This is a genomic window from Thorsellia anophelis DSM 18579, assembly GCF_900111395.1.
Taxonomy (GTDB): Bacteria; Pseudomonadota; Gammaproteobacteria; order Enterobacterales; family Thorselliaceae; genus Thorsellia; species Thorsellia anophelis.
On record NZ_FOHV01000006.1, the window covers coordinates 1 to 21,140 of the forward strand.

General features: G+C 38.1%; 10 protein-coding genes and 1 pseudogene. 1 reads left to right on the forward strand and 10 read right to left on the reverse strand.

The features are described from left to right. A pseudogene (locus BMW37_RS04805) lies at positions 1-213 on the reverse strand (IS982 family transposase); the annotation flags it as partial. 135 nt (positions 214-348) lie between these two features. Here BMW37_RS04805 and BMW37_RS04810 point away from each other — a divergent pair. Continuing rightward, the gene (locus BMW37_RS04810; protein WP_093318235.1) at positions 349-807 is read left to right on the forward strand and encodes a helix-turn-helix domain-containing protein; all 459 of its coding nucleotides are present in this window, start codon (positions 349-351) and stop codon (positions 805-807) included. A gap of 358 nt (positions 808-1,165) precedes the next feature. Here BMW37_RS04810 and BMW37_RS04815 read toward each other — a convergent pair whose 3' ends face one another. The 9 genes from BMW37_RS04815 to BMW37_RS04855 all read right to left on the reverse strand — a co-directional run bounded on the left by BMW37_RS04815 (position 1,166) and on the right by BMW37_RS04855 (position 21,082). Continuing rightward, positions 1,166-1,444, reverse strand: coding sequence for a transposase family protein (locus BMW37_RS04815; protein ID WP_093318236.1), 279 nt, complete (start codon positions 1,442-1,444; stop codon positions 1,166-1,168). A gap of 585 nt (positions 1,445-2,029) precedes the next feature. Continuing rightward, positions 2,030-2,698: a hypothetical protein gene (locus BMW37_RS04820; RefSeq protein ID WP_093318237.1), complete on the reverse strand. Its 669-nt coding sequence runs from the start codon at positions 2,696-2,698 to the stop codon at positions 2,030-2,032. A gap of 438 nt (positions 2,699-3,136) precedes the next feature. Then, the gene (locus tag BMW37_RS04825; RefSeq protein WP_093318239.1) at positions 3,137-3,649 is read right to left on the reverse strand and encodes a hypothetical protein; all 513 of its coding nucleotides are present in this window, start codon (positions 3,647-3,649) and stop codon (positions 3,137-3,139) included. Positions 3,650-3,813: 164 nt separating this feature from the next. Then, on the reverse strand, positions 3,814-13,182 hold the full coding sequence (locus BMW37_RS04830) for an Ig-like domain-containing protein (RefSeq protein ID WP_093318240.1): 9,369 nt from the start codon (positions 13,180-13,182) through the stop codon (positions 3,814-3,816). Between the two features lie 165 nt (positions 13,183-13,347). Beyond that, entirely contained in the window at positions 13,348-14,535 is a 1,188-nt protein-coding gene (locus BMW37_RS04835; RefSeq protein ID WP_093318242.1) for a hypothetical protein, read from the reverse strand. Positions 14,536-14,865: 330 nt separating this feature from the next. Beyond that, positions 14,866-16,137 carry a hypothetical protein gene (locus BMW37_RS04840; RefSeq protein WP_093318243.1) on the reverse strand — a complete coding sequence of 424 codons (1,272 nt, stop codon included), beginning with the start codon at positions 16,135-16,137 and terminating at the stop codon, positions 14,866-14,868. Between the two features lie 48 nt (positions 16,138-16,185). Further along, positions 16,186-17,634 carry a hypothetical protein gene (locus BMW37_RS04845; protein ID WP_093318244.1) on the reverse strand — a complete coding sequence of 483 codons (1,449 nt, stop codon included), beginning with the start codon at positions 17,632-17,634 and terminating at the stop codon, positions 16,186-16,188. A 42-nt stretch (positions 17,635-17,676) separates the two neighbouring features. Further along, positions 17,677-19,239: a hypothetical protein gene (locus tag BMW37_RS04850; RefSeq protein WP_093318245.1), complete on the reverse strand. Its 1,563-nt coding sequence runs from the start codon at positions 19,237-19,239 to the stop codon at positions 17,677-17,679. A gap of 88 nt (positions 19,240-19,327) precedes the next feature. After that, positions 19,328-21,082, reverse strand: coding sequence for a hypothetical protein (locus BMW37_RS04855; protein ID WP_093318246.1), 1,755 nt, complete (start codon positions 21,080-21,082; stop codon positions 19,328-19,330). Positions 21,083-21,140 lie beyond the last annotated feature (58 nt).

The window sequence follows — 21,140 nt, forward strand, 5'->3', positions numbered from 1 at the left end:
AGTCCAATGCTTGTTAAAGTATCTCCAAATCCCTACCGTACTATCAATGCCAAATAATTCACCAATGAGCTCCATTGTAATGACTTCGCTATCTGACAGCTTTGGCTTGAACACTCTTGCTCTAAGAGGTCTATCGTATTCTTCCAGTATTTTATTTAAGCTATCGTCTATTTTAATAAAAGTATAGATGATATAATCTACTAATGATGGCATGATTTTACTCCTAATTTTGATTCGTCTCTTAATTAGTTGTAAGTTATGCCATCTCCCTCCAAATTATGCAACAAAAAAGTCGAGCATCGCGTTATTTAATGTGTGTATACCCGTGATATTTCAAGATTCTTGACATTGAAAGATCACGGGAGCAGAATATTTGATATAAATATTAAATTAACAGAAGAACAAAGAGCAAATTTAAAAGCTCAACATAAAATGACTCACGATCAAAGAATATGTGATCGTATTCGTTGTGTTTTGTTGGCTGATGATGGTTGGTCAGCAAAATCAATCGCTGAATCTCAATTAATTCATGAAACGACAGTGCTAAGGCATATTAAGGACTATCTTGAAGATAATAAGTTAAAGCCTGAAAATGGTGGTTCTGTAAGTTATTTAATTACAGAACAAAAACAAAAACTGATTACTCATTTAACTCAACATTTATATCAGCATAACTATCAGATAGTTGCCTATGACGCTGCGACTAATCAAGTTTACTTTACTGTTTCTGGTATGCATAAATGGCTCATTCGACACGGATTTAGTTATAAAAAACCTAAATGTAGACGGCTGTGTTTAAACGGGTAATAATAATCAATATTTTCCGTCGAAAGATAAATTTTGAGAAGCCGTATTGGGATTTTTCAAGAAAATTCTCACCACGAACATTACAGAACTACGAACAAGGCTTGCTGATAATTTTCAAGTGCTAAAACCTGCATCTTGATTTCCATTGAGTATATCGCCTTTAACATGAGTTCATGAACAATATTATCGAAAAATCATTTAACATCTAGATCAACGAGCCATTTATACTTAAAGCAATTAGAATTTGCGCTAATACCAGTCTTGGTTATGCATGCAAAGCTGTTTTACTATGAAATGCATCAATAGGGTTTTCAGTAAAAGAATGACGTAGAGTTTTTCCATCTACAGCAATCCGTGATTAGTTATTTTCCTGTCTACAGCATTTGCCTAATTCATAAAGTTTGATACAACTGATAACTCTAGCAATTGTATTATCAACAAGAATGCCAATTTTAAAGTCTCTAAATTGACTTAACCACTCAAGCTTTTCATCACCAAATTGTTTGATATCATTCCAGCCAAGAGTTCCTGAAAGAACAGCACTAAAAGTTAGAAACAAAACATCAAAAAGGTCATGTTTTTTATTGATATCTTTTCCAGGGCCGGTAATTTGATTAGAAACAGTAATAATGCTCATGGCACGCTCCTTTATTGTTAACAACAAAGTAACTGTTATTATATTGTAAGCAATAAAAGCAATCAATAATTTGATTTATGATCAACGCACTAAAATTTAAGCGATTTAAAACAGAAACTTATTTTAATATCGTCCCGCTATTACTTTCGTATTTGCACAGCATAAATATGATTAATTTTCAATCAATTCCGAAACGGGTTAAAAAACCAAAAAAAACGTGCTTTAACGAAGCCGTTAACATGGTGAAAGTATTAACACAGAAGTGGTTGATCATTTAGAATCAGACACACACGAACGAATTTCTTGTCTTAAAGATGAGAGCACTTTAATTTTATGAATCATGTTCTAATCCTTCATTGAATCCCCCTTTGCATAGGGGGAAAAATTATGATTTATTAGCTCAATCGCAAACTAAATAGCGAATCAAATTTATTGTCCGGAATTGGATCATTATAATTGGCTATTAAAACTAGTTCGCTATCAAACAATAATAACAAAAATTAAGCAAAAAGCATTTAAAAATGAATTTAAAACCTCAATCACTAATTTATAAGTCGAAGCATACAGTTATTTTTAATTTAAACACTAACTAGTTTTTCCAGGTGAGGCGTTTAAAGGTGTTGGCACCAAATCTCTAACACACGCAACAGCGCGTGTTGCTTGTGTCACGCACCCCCAATAATATAACGCAGTTTCAGTTGGTGGATTTGTACCACAGTATGACCCAGGGTCACCATTGTGATAACCTGCAACCGCACCATCAGTGGTTCTAAAATTCAGGCGTCTGCCAAAACTTGTATTTTTTGGATTAGGCCCAGGTTCTGCAGCCCAATACCAATTATTCTCCCAACCATTATTATAAGTTGCTAAATTACCCCACTCATTAAATATGCTACCAGAAATAAATCTTCCACCTGTATTTGGTAATCCTGCTTTAGTAATATCATTATTAAAATGTCCAGAGAAATGTCTAGGCCCTACTAAAAAGGGATTATACCCTACATGTTGTCGATTAAACTCACCAATCGACGGAGTTCGATAACCACTTCCTTGACTATCACAAAATACATCAACATTATTTGCGGCAGTGGTTTGTTGAATTTGATTTCCTACAATAGCTCTAAAGGAATAGCCAAGCTCAGCAGGCCAAAACTTATTAGGCGCAGCCTGCCAATAACCACCAGTTTTAGGACTTGCATCAAGAGTGCTACTTGTAGAAATCAATAATAAAACTATTGCTAAATATTTATTCATAATAATCCTTCATATAAATGGTATAAAATAACATTGGTATATTTAAGAAATTCCTAAATCACCTGTTTTTTTTAAATTATATCAATACTCTTTAAACCTTAACCTAAAAAATTAACTTTTTAGGAACATGTGAATATTTAATACTAAATATCTAATTAAAAATTTAAAAACATACTTCTTTTAAAAAATATTAGACTCATGAAAAAAATATTTTTAACATATTCGGCTCGAAAAAAATCATCTTGTTTTAATAGAGATAATTTTATTCAGGTAATATCTCAAATATTAGTTTAGAACTATTTTTGCATCTAAATTAAGCAAAAAAAGGTAAGCTTTGTAAAATTCGCTTTTCCCCTGATATTACACTATTTATTTGCAAATAGGGTGTGGTAAAATTATATATATGAACGACAAAGCGCCTAACTACAGGCATAGCGATTAAATACTCGCTACACAAACAACATGCTGTGAATTGCCAGCACCAGTTGCCGTAAGCTCTCCTGTTGTTATTTCATAGGTATAACGCTCATTTGCTGAAGCAGGTTCTGCCACCCAAAATTTCGTATTAGCTAAAGTTTCATCCCACCCAGACCCAGGATACTGTTTTACATTACCCCACTCGTTATAAAGAGATAATGATGCTTTTCTCTCACTTCCACCCGTTAATCCATTTGGATTTGCTTCAGGCGGTACTATTGCTACATGGGCTTCACTCATATCTGATGCTTTTGGGGTTCTATAACCATTGGCTTGATCCTTACACCATACATCTGGATTATTCTCAGCTGTCGTTTGCTGCAAAGTACTTCCAAAACTATACGGTGGATGTGAAGGAAACAAATCATTGGGTAGGCTAAAAAAACCTAATGTCGAATTTGGTGGCGCAGCATGCACTAAACTATTTACCATCAAGGATGCTAACACACTTATTAACACTTTATTTTTTAACATACAGATACCTCTTTCATATTCTGAGTTTGATTTATATCACTCACCAAATTCTAATGTTTTATTACAACTTAGCAAGATTAATTACATTAATTTAATATCCGGAAACATTAATTAATTTAACTTCTGCCCTAAATACATAACTAAATGTGCTTAGGGACTTAAGATTACTCTATAGGGATCGTTCGAACACACAATGCCTTAGCAGTCTGATTTGAAACCACTTGGTTTGTGGCAATCGTAGTTCCTTGTCCTGAAGCTGCTCTTAAATTAACAGATATAGGCTCTGCTAGCCAAGCTGCACGATTGCCCACACCCGGCATGGTATTTATTCTGCCCCACTCTTGAACAAAAGCACCAATTTTAATACGGGCAACGTTAGCCCCAGCAGATGAACTAAATGGAATAAAATCTGGATAATTTAACGTATAGTCACTTACAGACATTGATTGATAACCGTTTCCTAAACTTTGGCAATATAGGTCTGGATTATTAACCGGATTATTGATTACATTTGATTCACCTAAACTTTGAAGCCAAGGCCAATTAGATATCGAGCTTCCCCAAATATTTTCCGGCCATCTTGCATTCGGCGCCGCCTGATAGTATCCATTCATTACGTCAGGAGAAATTTGGATCCATTTTTTTACTTTAAATCGATATTCATAAACACTGATGTCTGTCGCAAATCTAGGTCTTGCTGAAATAATGACTTCAGTTTGTATTGAAGGCTCATTAATAAACGTTACATTACCTTGATTATCTACCGCGACTAAACTCTCATCACTGGAAGTCCAAATTAAATCAGTAGCAACAAAATCTGGTGTTGAGAGTTTGAAAGTTAGTTCTTTCCCTCCATATGTAGGAAATACATCAGTAAAATCACTTCCAACCGGGTTTACAATGTTATACGAGGAAGTAAATGCCGAAAGCGAAGTAAATGCCTTGGTTAACCTTGTCGGCTGAATCGCTGGATCAAACCATTTTTGCGTTTTAAAGGTATAACGAAGCTCAGGTCGTAACTCAGGCCTTGTTCCCATAAACTCTGGTTTAACTCTCGCATAGATTGTAATTTCAGTTGGCTGATTAGGCCTTCTAAGTAAAGTCACATTACCCGCACCTTCATTTGTGGCGCTCACAACACCATTACCAACCGAGACTAAGCGCTCCTCAACAGGCTTACTATCTTCACTAGTTGACCAAGTATACTCTTCATTTAATGGCGCTTCATGATTACCAATATTAAGTCTAAACATTGCTCCACTGAACCCTGTTCTTGGATAAGTTTGACTATAATCACCATTTTTAGCTGCAATTACAGGTATTGGTGTCAATACATCATTCGTTGGGTTAGTAATCGAATTGAATCTCAATAATGGTTTATCTAAATTCACATCAAACCATTTAACTAATTTAAACCGGTAAGTCAATACTGGCGTTGTGCTCGTAATTCTTGGCGGCGTCGCTGTAATGACTATTTCAGTTGGCGCTTCAGGACGTTTAAGTAAGGTCACAATACCAGCTGAATCAGCATCGTAAGTGTCAAGTGGTTGATTCCCTACTTTAACTAAATCAGGACGATTCACTGCCCAAGTATAATTACGATTTTGTCCACCAGAACGGCCTATATCTAATCTAAATTTAGCATTTTTAAAGCCCGTCTGTGGGAAGACTTGACTGAAATCATCACCTACAGGCGTACTTACCCCAATTTGAACAGGATCACGCATCAATATTGATGAAGAAGTTCCATACATCAGACTTATTCCTTCAAAATTCTCAACTGGTCTTAATAAATCTACTGCAAACCATTTGTCCGTTCTAAATTTATAAGTCAGCACTGGCGTCTCTTCAGTAATCTCATTTTTAGGTGTAGCAATTACAGTTACAACAGTAGGCACATCAGGACGTTTAGTTAAAGTCACGACACCTGCTGTTTCCTTAGTAATCCCCGTAGTCACGCTGTTACCAACATAAGCGATACCTTCTGTACCATCTTCAAGTAATGACCAATTATAATCATCATTTAATAATGCCGTCGGTGCGCCAATATTCAATCTAAATGTGGCATTTACAAAGCCTGTTCTTGGGAAGACTTTACTGTAATCACCCTCTTCATGATCGATAATTGCAATTGAAGTCATTGCTCCAGCAGTTGCATCACTCGTGTTACCGTACGGCAAGCTAATCGAATGATAACGTTTCGCATTTTGAGCTTTGGTTTGAGTTTCAAACCATTTATCCAGCCTAAATTGATACGTTAACACTTTACGATACGAGCTTGCAAATTCAGGTTTCGGTGTTGCAGTAACTGTCACGACTGTTGGCGCAGATGGGCGTTTAAGTAACGTGACATTCCCTGAACCTAATAAACTCGAATCAACTACACCGCTATTACCAACTAAGACAATGTTAGCCTCACTTGCTGTTACTGCCCAATCATACTGTGAGTTTAATAGTACTTCATCGTCATTAGGGTCAATAATGTCTAACCTAAATCTAGCGTTCGTAAACCCTGTTCTTGGGAAAACATTAGTGAAATCTTCGCCATTAGGGGCATTTATATCAATCGTTGCATTATCATATACGGTTGTAATACGAGAAAACGTTGAAATAATCGGCGTTGTTTGAGTTTCAAACCACTTAGCAACCCTAAACTGATAAGTCAGAATTTTACGTGATAGTGTTTCACCGCCTTTTGGTGTTGCGGTAATAGTCACAACTGTAGGTACTGATGGCCTTTTAAGTAACGTCACATTACCCGCCCCAGTAGCTGTATTATCTATTGCACCATTACCAATCGATACATATTCAGAAGCCTCAGGGTTCACAGTCCAATCATAAGCATCATTCAACAAGATATTATCATTACCAGCCTTAATATCTAGACGGAACATAGCATTAGTAAACCCTGTTTGTGGGAACACATCACTAAAGTCATTACCATCAGGCTTATTAACCGCTAGTACTGCTTCATCTAGTGGCGTTGTAATTGAACTGAAATTAGTGATGATGGCCTCTAAATTTGGTTCAAACCATTTAGCTAACTTAAACTGATAAGTTAATACGTCAAGTGGATTAACTTTATTTGTTGCCGTCACAGTAATAACTGTCGGCGCAGCTGGACGTTTAAGCAGCGTCACATTACCACTTGCCTCGATATTTGTGCTATTAAGCCCTGTCGTGTTGCCAACTTTTGCTAACTCAGGGTCGCTTATAGTCCAGGTGTATTCATCATTCTTACCCTCTGTTTGCATTACAGCGCCAATATTCAATCTAAACATCGCATTAGTAAAGCCTGTTTGCGGGAAGACCTCATCAAAATTAGTGCCATTAGGGAGTGTCACCGGAATTAAAGGATTATCTTCATCAAGTGGCAATGTAATCACACTAAAACGACCTACTGGCGGCGCTAGATTCACATCAAACCACTTCGCAAGTTTAAAACTATAATTAAGTGATGCTTCACCAGATGAGGTATCTTTCGGTGTTGCAGTGATTGTAATTACAGTCGGTGCTGCAGGACGTTTCACTAAAGTCACCTCACCACTAGCATTAACAGTAGCAAGTGAGATATCAGATGAACGCCAGTCAAATTCTGAATTACGTGCACCAGTATTATCACCAATATTTAATCTAAACACCGCATTTTTAAAGCCCGTTTGCGGGAATACTTTATCATAATTACCCGCAGATGCTTCTACTAGCGGCAAATTAGTCCCATCTTTAGGTAGCGTGATACTGTTAAAGGAGGCAAACGGTTTAAGATCTTGATTAAACCATTTAATAACTTTAAAGCTATAACGAAGCACACGCGTGTCTTGTGTTTTATCCGGATTTGGCGTAGCAATAATAGTAATGACTGTTGCAACTTCAGGATCTTTAATTAACGTCACATTACCTGCATTGTCCGCATTAGTGCCAGGCGTACCGTTATTACCTAACATCACATACTCGCTATGGGCAGGATTCTCAATACTCCAGTTATAAAGACCGTTATCACGACCTGTTCCATCACCAATATTTAATCTAAATATCGCGCCAGGGAAACCTGTTGTTGGGAATGTTTTAGAAAAATCAGCATCCGCAGCCGTCACGTCTTCAGGCTGTACAACAGGGTGCTCAAAATTCGTTTTAAATGTGCCTACCGAATAAAAATCGTTATTTGACGATTGTGGTGATAAATCTGGATTGAACCATTTAATCACTTTAAAGGTGTAACGAATTTCAGGGTTTGTGCTCGAAGCTCCCCCTTTGGGCACAGCAACAACAGTGACTGGCGTTGCAACATCAGGGTCACGAATCAAGGTCACATTACCTGAACCAGTTTCAGTATTATTAACCGTACCGCTATTACCTACTTTGATTAAACGCTCAGATTCAGGTTTGCTATCTTCACTGGTCGACCAGTTGTAATCAGCATTAAACTGACCACCTTTAGAACCGATATTTAATCTAAATATCGCACCAGGGAACCCTGTAGTTGGGAATGTTTTTGAAAAATCTGCATCTGGATCCGTTTCTGCATTCTTAGGCTGAACAATGGGATGTTCAGCATCAGATAAGAATGTCTCAGCAGAGTAAAAATTTGCATTAGCAGGCGGCAGATCCTGATTAAACCATTTTACCACTTTAAATGTATATTTAATCACCGGGTTAGTAGAAGTCACCCCATCTTTAGGCGTTGCCGTAATGGTAATCGGTGTTGCAACCTCAGGATCTACTAGCAATGTTACATTACCGGCCCCTGTCGATGTATTACTATTAGGGCCATTACCTACTGAAGCTAAGGTTGGGTGACTCGATTCCCAAGTGTAATTTTGATTAAACAAGCCATCACGGTTCCCGATATTCAGCCTAAATATTGCGCCAGGAAATCCTGTTGTTGGGAATGTTTTAGAGAAATCTGCATTCTCATCAGTTTGTGCATCTTTTGGCTGCACAATTGGGTGCTCAAAATCAGATAAGAACGTTTGTGCGGAATAAAATGCACCATTTAATGGTAAGTCTTGGTTAAACCATTTAACGACTTTAAATGTATAGGTCAATACATCAACATTTTCAGATGCCCCTTCAATTGGCGTTGCAGTGATGGTGACAGGTGTCGCAACTTCTGGATCACTAAGTAGCATCACATTACCAGCATTGTCTTTAGTTGTTCCAACAACACCATTATTACCGACCGAAACGAGTTCTGGATGACTAGACTCCCAAGTATAAAGCGCATTATCACGCCCACCTTTAAACCCTATATTGAGCCTAAACATAGCTCCAGGGAACCCTGTAGTTGGGAAGACATTAGAGAAGTTTGCATTAGGATTAGTCTTCCAATCACGCGGCTGATTAATTGGGTGCTCAGCATCTGATAAGAATGTTTCAGCACTATAAAATGCTTTATTAATATTCGGTAAGTTTTGATTAAACCATTTAATGACTTTAAAACGATATTCAAGCACCTTAGTGGACTCTAATTTATCGGGCTTTGGTGTCGCATAGATAGTAATTTCAGTGGCTACTTCTGGATCTTTTAATAACACTACATTACCTGCACCTTCTGGCGTACTATCAACCAGTGGACCATTACCGACAGAGGCGAGTTCTGGGTGGCTTGAACTCCAATTATATAACAAATTATCACGCCCATTAGTGCCACCAAGATTTAACCTAAATAGCGCACCAGGGAACCCTGTTGTAGGAAAGACTCCCGTAAAATCATCAGGACGTTTTTTAGGTGGCTGAGTGACAGGCTTAAATTCTGCAGCAGAAAGTGGTGTCTGAATTGAGAAAAAATCGCTACCCATCATTGGATTAAACCATTTAAGTAACTTATAAGTATAAGCTATTGGTGGATAGCTCTTATCTTTTAGCTGTGCATAGACTGTTTGAGTGGAATTAAACTCAGGACGATTAACAAGTAAGACTTCCCCTAATTCATTGACTCGAATGGCTCTATCATCATAAGGTTTTTCATCTTCAGATGTCCACCAATCATACTGGCTATTTAAAGCGCCATTAACTCCAATATTGAGCTTAAATTTAGCCCCTGGAAACCCTGTTGTTGGGAAGGTTTGTGAAAAATCCGCATCTTCTGCTGCTGGATCAATTGGTTGATTAACTTTAAATTCAGCTGCATTTTGTGGTGTGCTAACTGAATGAAACGCATTAAAATTATTTAGATTTGGATCGTACCATTTTTGCAAAAAGAAACTATAGGCAAGTTTATCTTCAGGTACATCTTTATTAATTGCAGTAACATAGGCCCTACGGTTAAAAGGCGGTTTTTTTAGCATTGTAACATTTCCAGCTTCTGCACCTTCTTGTCCTATGTCATAGTATTCACTTGCATCGACTCCTTCTTCAGGATCAAGCGCATCAAAATGGATACTCCAACGATATTTAGGATTAGTATCTATGCTTGCGTTAGCTGAGGAATTTAACCTAAATGCAGCGCCTTTAAACCCTGTTGTTGGGAAATTTTCCATAGACTCTAACTCACGGCCATAGAAGGTATATTTATTTTTAACTGTTTCAACACTCGCAAAACCTCGGTATGTATAGTTACCCTCTTCTTCCTTCATTGTTGAATCAATTGTACGAATGAGTCCAGACAGGTCTCCTGCAATGATAGGCCTTGCTGAAATTGAAATAATATTATCTTGTGAACCTGCAGGTAGGGGACCTAAAATATATTCTGCGCGATATAACCGCGTTGTGGGATCATACACAGAACTAATAGGTGTAAGCGTATTGATTCGGGTATTAGTCACTAATACTGCAGGACCAGTTTGACCACCTTGATAACTACTGGCATAGGTAGATAAATCTATACTGGCTAAATTGGCATCTGTAAGCTTAGCCCCATTTAGAGAAGGACTACTACCTTGTGGCGATGCGCCAATATTATTTTGAAGAAAATAGTAGCTAACTGTAAGTTTAGAACCTTCAGCAATCGCACCACTTAATCTAAAATCCTTAAGGCGAGGTACTGCATAAAAATCAGTACCATCAAGATTACGGCCACAGATCATTTGAGTTTGAGCACTGAGGTCTCCTGATTGATCGCTTTTATCCCCCGTTGCTTGTAGATTTACCGTGTCCCACGTTGCTCTTCTATTGAGTTTTCTATTATTAGAAGGGCCTATCTCTGCTACCCAAAAATATTGTGACTTAAATTGAGATTCACTAAACGCACGCAAATCCCCCCACTCATTATAGAGCATACCATTAAAATTAATAAATGAGGTCGCCTTATTGTTATCAACTGTTTTCACGTCAAACAATTGATATTTAAATGATGGTATTGCAAAATTTTCAACACCATATTCTTTATTCAATGCATAGCAAAGCTGATCCGCTTCATAACGGGTCAGTGGCGTACCACCAGGATTTCCAAAATACCACTGTTTTAGAGTAAACTTATAGGTATAAGTAATAGGCGCTTGTGATGCTCTTATTGCATCAAACTGTAAGATTGGTTTATAAATTTGCTCTTTTGAGACACCTTTGATGATAACTTCCTGGTTTTCATCTGAAGGCATTTTAAGAAGCTTCACCACACCATCTTGGTCCACAGACGCCCACTCTGCGCCCTTTTCAACTGCCCAATCAAATTCTTTAGCGCTTAGCCCTGTTTCTAATCCTAAAGTGAAAAATGCCCCTTCAAATCCTGTTCTTGGAAAAGTAATATTTTGCTTAATTACGCCGTTTTCATTTGTGTCGATGACCTGGGTTTTACTGCCATCTACTCGCATAAAACGCGTATAGGTTTGGTTACCACCTGATAACGCCATGTCAGTTGTAATTGTTAAGATTGGACCTGCTTCATTATCGATATTTATCGGTTGCACAGATAGCTCTAAAACTTTACCAATTTCATTTGCTGTCAAAGCAGGTAATTTAAATTCCGTAATTCCTATTTCTTTAATTTCAGGGGGAACAATATCACTGACTTTACCGTGTGCTAAAATATTAATACCTGATTCGACTAAAACTTTTTTATTACCTTGACCTGTAGTCGTTTCTCCCTTATAACCCCATGTATAGAGTGAATTATCTTCCTTAAAAGGATCTAATTCTTCATTAGTAGCAGGATCAAACGTATAACTCGCAATCGGCGTATTACCAATAACTAATTCACCAGACAAGATAAAGTTACGCAGTTGAGGCGTATCAAGTGGCGTACCATCAAGATTCACGGCGCAAACTAAGTTAAGAGCTTGGTCAATCAATGCTAATTTACTGAGCCCGTTACCTAAGTGACCCGCTACCTTTTGCCCTTCTAACGTTTGATCAAACGTATGATAATACCCTTCAAATCCAGCTTGGCCAGTTAATACCCAAGGTTCTTGTGATACATTGCTGATATTTCCCCACTCATTCCATAAGCTTCCAGTCAGAGAGCGAGACGCGTCTGTTCCATCATTAAAAGGCTGAACTAAGAAATTCGCTCTTGGAATACCATAAATATCTCCAAGCGTTTTACATGCAGCAAGCCCATCTTCATATAAGACAGGCATGGGTTTACCAGCCAATACTTCAGGGCCATAAATAAGCCATCTGGTTAATGTAAAACTGTGTGTGATAACTGGATTTTGGACACTTTCTCCAGTTTTTGGCGTTGCGATAACACGAATGGTATGATATTCATCAGGATTAATTGCAGGTTGCTTAAGTAATGTTACCTCTGCAAGGCTGCCAACACCATTAACTGAAGCTAACTCTAGACTTGCACCATCGATTTCCCAATTGTAATCAGAAGCTAAGGTTGGTGTTATTACAAAAAACTTAGCATTTTTAAATCCAATAGTTGGAAACGGTGCATTAATTGGGCTATAAAAATTATCAGACATTACCCCTGGCGTTCTTTTAGGCACTTGGAAAACAAATGATTCTGTTCTATCTTCAGGATCACCTTCTCTTGGAAAACCCGTCAATGTAAATGGAATTAAATTAGCATTAATGGTAAGTTCAATTTTACGGCCAGGTGCTACATCAACGATACGAATGGCATTATCTGTTTGTGTAAGACTTAAAGGTTGCTTGGGACCAGTTGCAGGATCAAGTGCATCTAATAGTGCCCATTGAAGCAAAGGTTTGGGTTGATTGGTTTGATTATCTAAAGTAGGCTCAAGACGAATATTTGGTGCTTCATCTTTATCAAGATCAGATGCTAGTGGCGTTTCAAGTAAAACATCAACATCGCCAAATTTATCTTGTTCACTAAAGGTACTATTACTATCAAATTTTAAAATACCATCTAAAGTTGGCCAGATTTCACCAGTCTCAATGACTGGTTTTTGACCTTCAATCGGTTTACTTAACGGACTCAAGGATTCTTGTTCTTCTGAATAAACCGTCGATACAGGCATAGCCACAAGCGCTGCCATCGTAATGATTTTAGCTAAAGTACTAAGTACATAAGAAAAATGACCTTTCGACTTGCCAAATAACGAATGGTAACCACTTTGGTGAGCATTTATTGTAAGCTCAGTTTGGCGCGATCCGTTAGTATTCAGTAAATCAAATGTGTATTTCATATTTCGCTCATCTTTTAACTTAATTATTATCGTTTTATGACAACCGGTATTGAATTCCGAGTCTCTTCACTTATTCTACTTAATCGATTTATTAATTTTTTGACATGATTTCGCTTACTGGCTTTATATTTTGACACAAAATTCATTATTCTGTAACTAATTTTATTATTCTACTACATTATCATTAATATCATCTAAAATCGGTTCATCATTAGAGGGTCTTCCAGGCGTTGCTGCTGGCCACTTAGTGACATTTTCAGGATCCCATAAGAACCCTGCTCTAAGCCTCAATTTTTGTTCAGATTTTTCATCCGTCAATTTAGCAGCTGTCGTTGCATCATCATTATCTAGCTGAGTTTTATACATGCCATTAGCAATACCATTATAAAAACTGAGTCTTTCGCTATCAATTGCATTGACAATTTCAGTTTCCCCTTCAAAACTATACAAGTACCATTTAATTGGCTTTTCAATTTTTGCTGTGACATCTGTATCATCGGCAAGTGTCGCTGTATAAGGGATATATTCATCTCTTAATACTCTCGCAACATATTCAGTATTTACCTCGACAAGTGCACTAAAATCTTCGGTTTCAGTATCGATAGGCGTTGCCCTAGTCCCAAGGGTTTCCCATTCATCTTTTCTAAAAATATAAATTTTAGGTTCACCTAAAGTAGGATCCTCAGGTAGCTCTTCAGGTGGTACACCTGGATTAACTACTAATGGTAGCTCTGGATCAGGTAGAGGTATAATATTGGGTTCATTAGGATCAATTTGACCCTGCATGAAACGAATGTCTGGTACAATTATCATTGGGCTTTCATTTGGAAAACCTATCGATGTTTTGGGGATAATCGAAAAACCCACCTGGTTACCAAATGCAAGCGCAGGCAGGCGTATAGTTGAACCTGTACCTATTAATACACGCTCACCAGGACGCATAGGACCACTTAAACTTAAACTAATATTAACCCGCCTTAGCGTATCAAATACAGCCTGATTCGTTCCTTTAGGCACAATATACCAATTTATAGTTGAATGGGAAATGTCCTGGCCGATTGGGACAGGATCACTATCATCCCTATCATTGTCCAAAAACACATAAGTCCCATTTTCACCATCATTTAATGGACCTAATTTAGGCGTAATGACAGACGGAATGGTTAAAGTCATGCCAATTTGCCACTGCTCAGTGTTACCCGATGCGGCAACCTCATCAATAACAGGATAATAACCCCGAATCTCTTTGGTAAGTGGCGTGCCATACTGTAAGCCATACACAGCAGACGGCAAAACACACAACATCAAAGATGTTGTGGTTAAAAATTGTCTAAAGCGATTCATTGGCATCATATCTATTTATTCTTATTAGTCTATTTTAAATTAGGTCTATTTATCACAAGCAATTCTTATTTTCATATAGTAATAAGTACTGAGTTTCATGTAATCATAATTGTCTAATTAATACAAAAAAGGCATACAGACAAACATACTCATTACGCTTATACAGTTAACTTTAGTATTGACTCTGATAAAAAGGCATAATTAGTACTCAGCGGATGAGTTAAACTTTTAACACCCGCTGAGCGTATTATGATTTAATTAATAAGCCAGTTTATACGAATTGAATTTATTCAATTTACATAATACCTATACCAACTCTTTGACTAAATCATTATATGATTATGGTGGTGTCGGTGTGCCATCATCATAAATCACACGAATACGCATACCTTGCTCACTCAGATTGTCTGCTTGCTGTGCTAATGCATCAGCATTAAAATCTTGCGTGGTAAATAAGGTATAGCTTGCTACACTTGATGCAGCAACTTGGAATGTTCCATCAGGATTAGTAAGCGTGTTATCTAATTGCTTAAATCTATCCTGATCAATTCCTGCGGTATCCTTATCAAAAGTACGAATTAAACCTGGAGTTGTACCAGCTATCCCTATTTCAGCAGGGGTAACACCAGTCAAAGTTTTTGGATCCCATAACTGCCAGCTTAAATTAGCTTCTTCTGCAGGTGAGAGTGATCTGTAAGTATAATTTCCTGCTGTACCTTCACGTATCTGAGCTTCAACTCGGTAGGTATGACGGACTTTAGTGTAATCATTTGGCCCTAATACTACGTCATCATCTGTAGCAGGTGTATTTAAGGTGTCATAAATCACAAACTCAATTGGATTACCTGGCTGGATTGGACCACCACCATTGTCTGGATTTTCACCGCCTGGTTCACCTGGATCTGGGTTTTCAGGATCGGGATCGCCTGGCTCCGTTGGTGGTTGCTGTTGGTATAAATAGCTAATATCAAACGCTTTTAGCATATGCCCTTCAATCGGGTCACCATACTCAGATTTTGGTACAATCGTAAAACCGATTCTCAAATCTTCAGTACTTTCAGCAGTACCACCAAATATTGCCTGTGCAGGGACTTTTAACGCCCAGCTTTTGAGGTTGTTATTAGTACGAACAAGATCAGCTGGCACCACTGCATCTGATGCTTCAATATCATCCCAGCTTTTAACCCAAGTATCAGGTCCTGCTAATAATGCATCATAGGTTGTTCCAACTGGTGCAAAATCTTTACCAGCCTTTGGTTTTACAATATACCAGGTCACAACAACATCATCGTTTTTTGTCGTATCAGGATCTGTATCAAAATCTTTATACTGATAGAGCTTTTTTATGTTAGCTGGCAAAGTAGAAGTATCGGTTATGTAAGTTGGCACTTCAATAATCGCACCCATTTTTGGGTATACTCTATCTGCACCAGCTTCATTGACAATTTGTCCACCAGATATTAACTGGGTCCCTACAGAGCTCAAGTAAGGGTAATACCCTTTAACTGTATTGGTTAAATCAGAACCACCTTGTAATGCACTCGCTTGCTGTGCACTTAATGCAGTAGCTAATGCAACAGCAATTAAGGTAATTTTATTATTTATTTTCATATTTTACTCCTCAATTTGCCCACATAAAACATGGGCAATGTTTAAATATTATGGTGTTGGCGGCGTAACTGTTACGTTTTCATCGTAGTTAAAGGTCACTCTTAAACGAGTACGTTGTTCAGAGTTCTCACCATTAATAGCTACATCATCCCATTTCCATAATGTATTAAATGCATTACCAAATGTTGTATTTGCTTCAACATTATCTACCTGGGTTTTGAAGCTAAAGTATTTACGACCGTCTGCATCTACTAACTCACCTGTACGATTATTCGTCGCACTTTCAATTTGTTTTGCAGTAGCGATGAAAGCATTGGTTAATAAAGTAGCTTTCTCAGCAGCGCCCGCAGTCGTATCAGTATTAGCTTCCGCCGCATCGATTAATGCAGGATCAAGATCGCCACGATAGAAATTCCAAGAAATTGAATCAACTTCACCTACTGTTCCACTATCAGGAAGTTTTGAGTTATCAAGATCACGATAAATCGGTGGATCTTCAGGATCAGTTTCCTTACCTAGCACTTTGATATCCGCATAATAAGTGCTATTAACTAGTGGATGCGGATGCGCTTGGGTACCTAAAATTGGGTCAGTTTTAGGGTTAGCTTCCGTTGCACCTTTTGGTAAATAGTGAATCGTAACGATGTAATTAGCTTTCACGACATCACCACCACCATTACCTGGATTTTCCAGGATTGGTTTTTCAGGTGGATTAGGAACAGTCGGATTAGTTGGATCAATCAAACAGGTATCTAAATTACTTAATGCATCACTATCAGTCACATCACTTAAATCACATTGATCACCAGGACCCTGTGGTTGCGGCTGTTCCCAAATAAAGTTTAAATCAGGCACCTTAAGTGGTTGACCACGGAACGGGTCACCTGTTTGTGATTCAGGCACAATGATAAAACCAATACGCTTGCCACTTGCCTCAACTGGCACTTTTACTGCCAAGCTTTTTGAACCCTGACCAGGCATAGTATAGGATTCAGTTGTAACCGGAACTGCTATGACATCTGCCCAGTCAGTAATCCAAGAGCCATTTTCATTTGGATCATTAAATTCAGTAACCGAAGTGCCATCTGGTGCCCAGTTCTTTACAGCTGGATCTTTTGGCTCAACCACGTACCAATGAACAGACACTTTTTGAGCAATTTGCTGGCCTGCGATATCAACTGTAAATTGACCAGGTCGTACACGTCCAGCATTATCCTCATCTTTATCCTGAGTTGTATTACCATCTGCATAGGTATAGTATTTTGAATTTAGTAAATAAGTTGGGACTTCAACCACGTCACCAATTTTCAGCGGTTTAGTGGTACCATCAGCACGCCCCACAACTTGCGTACCAACACTTGGTAAATAGGGCGCCCAACCCTTCATAGTTGGTGTTAAGCGTGACTCACCTGTTGCAGCTAATGCACTACCACTTGATAGTGCAGCAGATAATACTAATGCCACTACAGCAGGTTTAAATAGTTTTTTCATTTTCATAATGTTTCTCTCAGTTATTAATTGAATTATTTAAGTTTAAACCTATGGCGTTAGCTGGGTATTAGATTCATCTAAGCTACCGTTGTCATATTGGAATTTAACTTTAATCGCCATTCTTTGTTCTGATTTCTCTTGCAGTTCAAGGACATCGAATGGGGTAGAAACTTGATCCCAGAAACTTTCAGCTTCAGGGTTATTAAGCTGAGTTCTAAATGCATGGTCTGAATAAGGATTACACTGTGTATTGACTTTACCTGTTCCAGCATCTATTCCTCCTAATGCTGTAACCATATCAATACCGCTATTAATGTCAGCTAGGACTGCTGCATCACATGTTAAGTCAATAAACCGTCCTTTATCTTTATCTAAAGGCCAAGCTAGTGAAGCTGTTTTTTCAGTTCCAGCGACATATTGCCCAAATTCCGCTGAATTAGGATCCTCGTCTAAATCTAACGCAGTTAATTCCCATTTGATTGTTGCTTTTTCAACATCCGTTAAAATACGGAAATCTTGAGCTGTAATTGGTAAGCTTCTTGGCGCAGGGACTTTTTCATCACCTTGTACAGTTAATATTGAAATTTCTGGGTAATAAACTTCATCCGTATAAGGGAATGGCGCTTCGGCAGTACCTACGATAGGATCGATTGGACGGCCAGCCTCATCAAATTTAGGTACCCCTGTACCATCTTGACTCCAACGGATATTGATCATGTATTGTCTAATTTTAACAAAACCACCACCCTCACCAGGGTTTTCACCACCAGGTTCACCTGGATTAGTATCACACTCATCAGCTAATTCTTGGTCTGGTGCAACTTCACACACGTCTCCAGGTTCTGTTGTTGGGTCTTGTTTCCAGAAGAAGTTCAAATCTGGCACTTTAAGTGGATTACCACGGAACGGGTCACCCGTTTGTGATTCAGGTACAATGATAAAACCGATACGTTTATTAGCCGCTTCAGGTGGTACACGTAGAGCTAAACTCTTACGGCTACCATCTCCCATTGGCACATAATAAGTTTCATCATTTAAAGCCACTGCATTAACATCATCCCAGCTTTTTACCGCGCTATCATAAGGAGCAGTGCCTAGATCAGCCACATTAAAATCTGTTGCAAAGTTACCAGCTGGATTTTCTGTTTCAAAGATTTCATCAGCCCATTTTTTATCTGTTTTGGCTTCAACGATATACCATTTTACCGAGACTTTTTGTTTCAAAAATTGGCCTTGGCGGTTACGTGTTTCATTATCACCATCAAGATCTTGAGACTGTAAATATTCTGGTAAGTTTACTGGGTCAGCAGGACCAGTTTTAGTGGTCGCATTACCATCGCGGTAGGTATAATAATCGCTATCAACACCATTAAACGCGCTAGTCGGCACTTCAATGATGTCACCTATGAATACTTCACCTTTATAGCCAACTGGCTTACCCACAAAACGAGAACCTACGCTTTTCAAATAAGGTGCATAACCTTTAATTGTGGGTGTTGATGTACTTTCAGCATCAGTAAGCGCGGCTGATGCTATGCTGCTTGCTAATAGACCTGATAGTGCAACGCTAATTGCTGCTGTTTTGAACACTTTTTTAGAGTTTAATTTCATATTTTTATTCCTTTAATTTACAAGTTTGTGTGCCTAAAATTTGATATATTTCGGCACACTCAACATGCCGAATATGACGATAACTTAATTACGGAGTAACTGGGTCTCCATTTTCATCTACTTGAACACCCTCTTCTAATCCATCATTCTCATACTGGAATGTGACTTGGATACTCATTAACTGTTCAGACATTTCAGGAAAGATCCCTTCATTTAATAAGTTCGCACCTTGTGATGGTGCATTAACCACATTAGACCAAAAGGTTTGTGCTTGTTTATTATTTACCTGTGTTTTAAATGCATGGTCTGTAAATGGATTACATTTTCCTTCTGGATGATTATTGCCAGCTGCCGTATCTGCATATCCACCATCAGCTAATTCATCTAGTGTTATTTCCATATTCACTAATTTATCAAGACCATCTTGGGTACACGTTAGATTAATAAATGATTCTGCTGTCTTATCCGCTCCCCAGTTTAATTTTAATGACGCATTAGCATCTTTCACGGCAGTAGTTCTATCAATTGAAACAACACCATTTGCATCAACAGCAAATTTATGTTGTGTTAATTCCCATGTCACAGTATTTCTTTCATTTTCGTTATTTGATGTATTGTTTTCTAATAAGCGATATAAATCTTTATTTACAGGTACACTAAATGGAGTAGGTGTGTTTGGATCAACTTCTTCATTTCCGCCTGACAAAATTGCAATTTCTGCATAGTACACTTCGTTAGTTGCAGGGAACATCGCATCAGGGTGAGCACCTACAATCGGATCGGTTGGCTGACCACGATCATCGAATTTAGGAATACCAGAACCATCTTCACTCCAACGAATATTAACCATGTATTGTCTTAATCCAACTACACCACCAGGCCCATCTTCATTTGGTTTAACAGGTGTTCCGCTATCAGTTGTACAGGTTGTATCAATGATTCCAGTATCAGAATCTGGAAGAATTGGATTTTCACACACATCACCTGGTTTAGTATTAGGCTTTTGTCCCCAGAAGAAGTTAAGGTCAGCTACACGTAATGGTGTACCACGTGCAGGATCACCTGTTCTTGATTCTGGAGTTATGACAAAACCGATACGTTTATTTCCTGCTTCTGGCGGTATACGCAGTGCAAGTGAACTATCTGAACCATTCGACATGGGAATGTAATATGACTCATCAATGCTACTTCCTGTTACGTCACTTGGTTGAATATCAATATCTTCCCAACCACGAACAATTTTTTGTATAACTGCAGGGTTCCCTGCATTGGCCTCAGTTTCCCAATCTAAAAATAATTGCTCAAGTGCTTCACCTTCAAGGCCTTTTGCTTTCGATAAAAATGTATCGTTATCAGCAAATTTGATTGAATCTGCCCAGACATACTTAACACCATTTGCTTCTGGTTTTTCTTTAATCACATACCATTTAACAGATACTTTTTGCCCTAAATATTGACCTTCACGATCACGACCATTAATCGCATTATCAGCATCAAAATCTTGTGCTTTTAAAAATGCAGGTGGTGCATCAACATCTTCTCGTTCACCATTTGCCGTAGTCGCATTCCCATCACGAAAAGTATACCAATCTTCATTTAATAAATAGGTTGGGACTTCAATAATGTCACCGATTAATGGTTTAGAATATTCAGTTAAATCTTTATTCACATAACGCGCACCTACACTTGGTAAATAAGGCGCATAACCTTGCATAGTTGGGGTTGATGTACTTTTTGCTTCCGTTAGAGCGGCAGCAGCACCTTGACTAAAAATAATAGAAGTCATAGCTGAGGCAATTAGAGTAAACTTAAATATGCGATTTTTGAGTGTGGATTTTTTCATAGTATTATCTTCCTTTAATTATAAATTTTAATATTCATTACTACCCAGTGGTGAAAAG

Coding starts and splice junctions, on each gene's coding strand:
- BMW37_RS04815 (WP_093318236.1), bottom strand. CDS start 1,444: ATGAGCATTATTACTGTTTCTAATCAAATTACCGGCCCTGGAAAAGAT.
- BMW37_RS04820 (WP_093318237.1), bottom strand. CDS start 2,698: ATGAATAAATATTTAGCAATAGTTTTATTATTGATTTCTACAAGTAGC.
- BMW37_RS04825 (WP_093318239.1), bottom strand. CDS start 3,649: ATGTTAAAAAATAAAGTGTTAATAAGTGTGTTAGCATCCTTGATGGTA.
- BMW37_RS04830 (WP_093318240.1), bottom strand. CDS start 13,182: ATGAAATACACATTTGATTTACTGAATACTAACGGATCGCGCCAAACT.
- BMW37_RS04835 (WP_093318242.1), bottom strand. CDS start 14,535: ATGATGCCAATGAATCGCTTTAGACAATTTTTAACCACAACATCTTTG.
- BMW37_RS04840 (WP_093318243.1), bottom strand. CDS start 16,137: ATGAAAATAAATAATAAAATTACCTTAATTGCTGTTGCATTAGCTACT.
- BMW37_RS04845 (WP_093318244.1), bottom strand. CDS start 17,634: ATGAAAATGAAAAAACTATTTAAACCTGCTGTAGTGGCATTAGTATTA.
- BMW37_RS04850 (WP_093318245.1), bottom strand. CDS start 19,239: ATGAAATTAAACTCTAAAAAAGTGTTCAAAACAGCAGCAATTAGCGTT.
- BMW37_RS04855 (WP_093318246.1), bottom strand. CDS start 21,082: ATGAAAAAATCCACACTCAAAAATCGCATATTTAAGTTTACTCTAATT.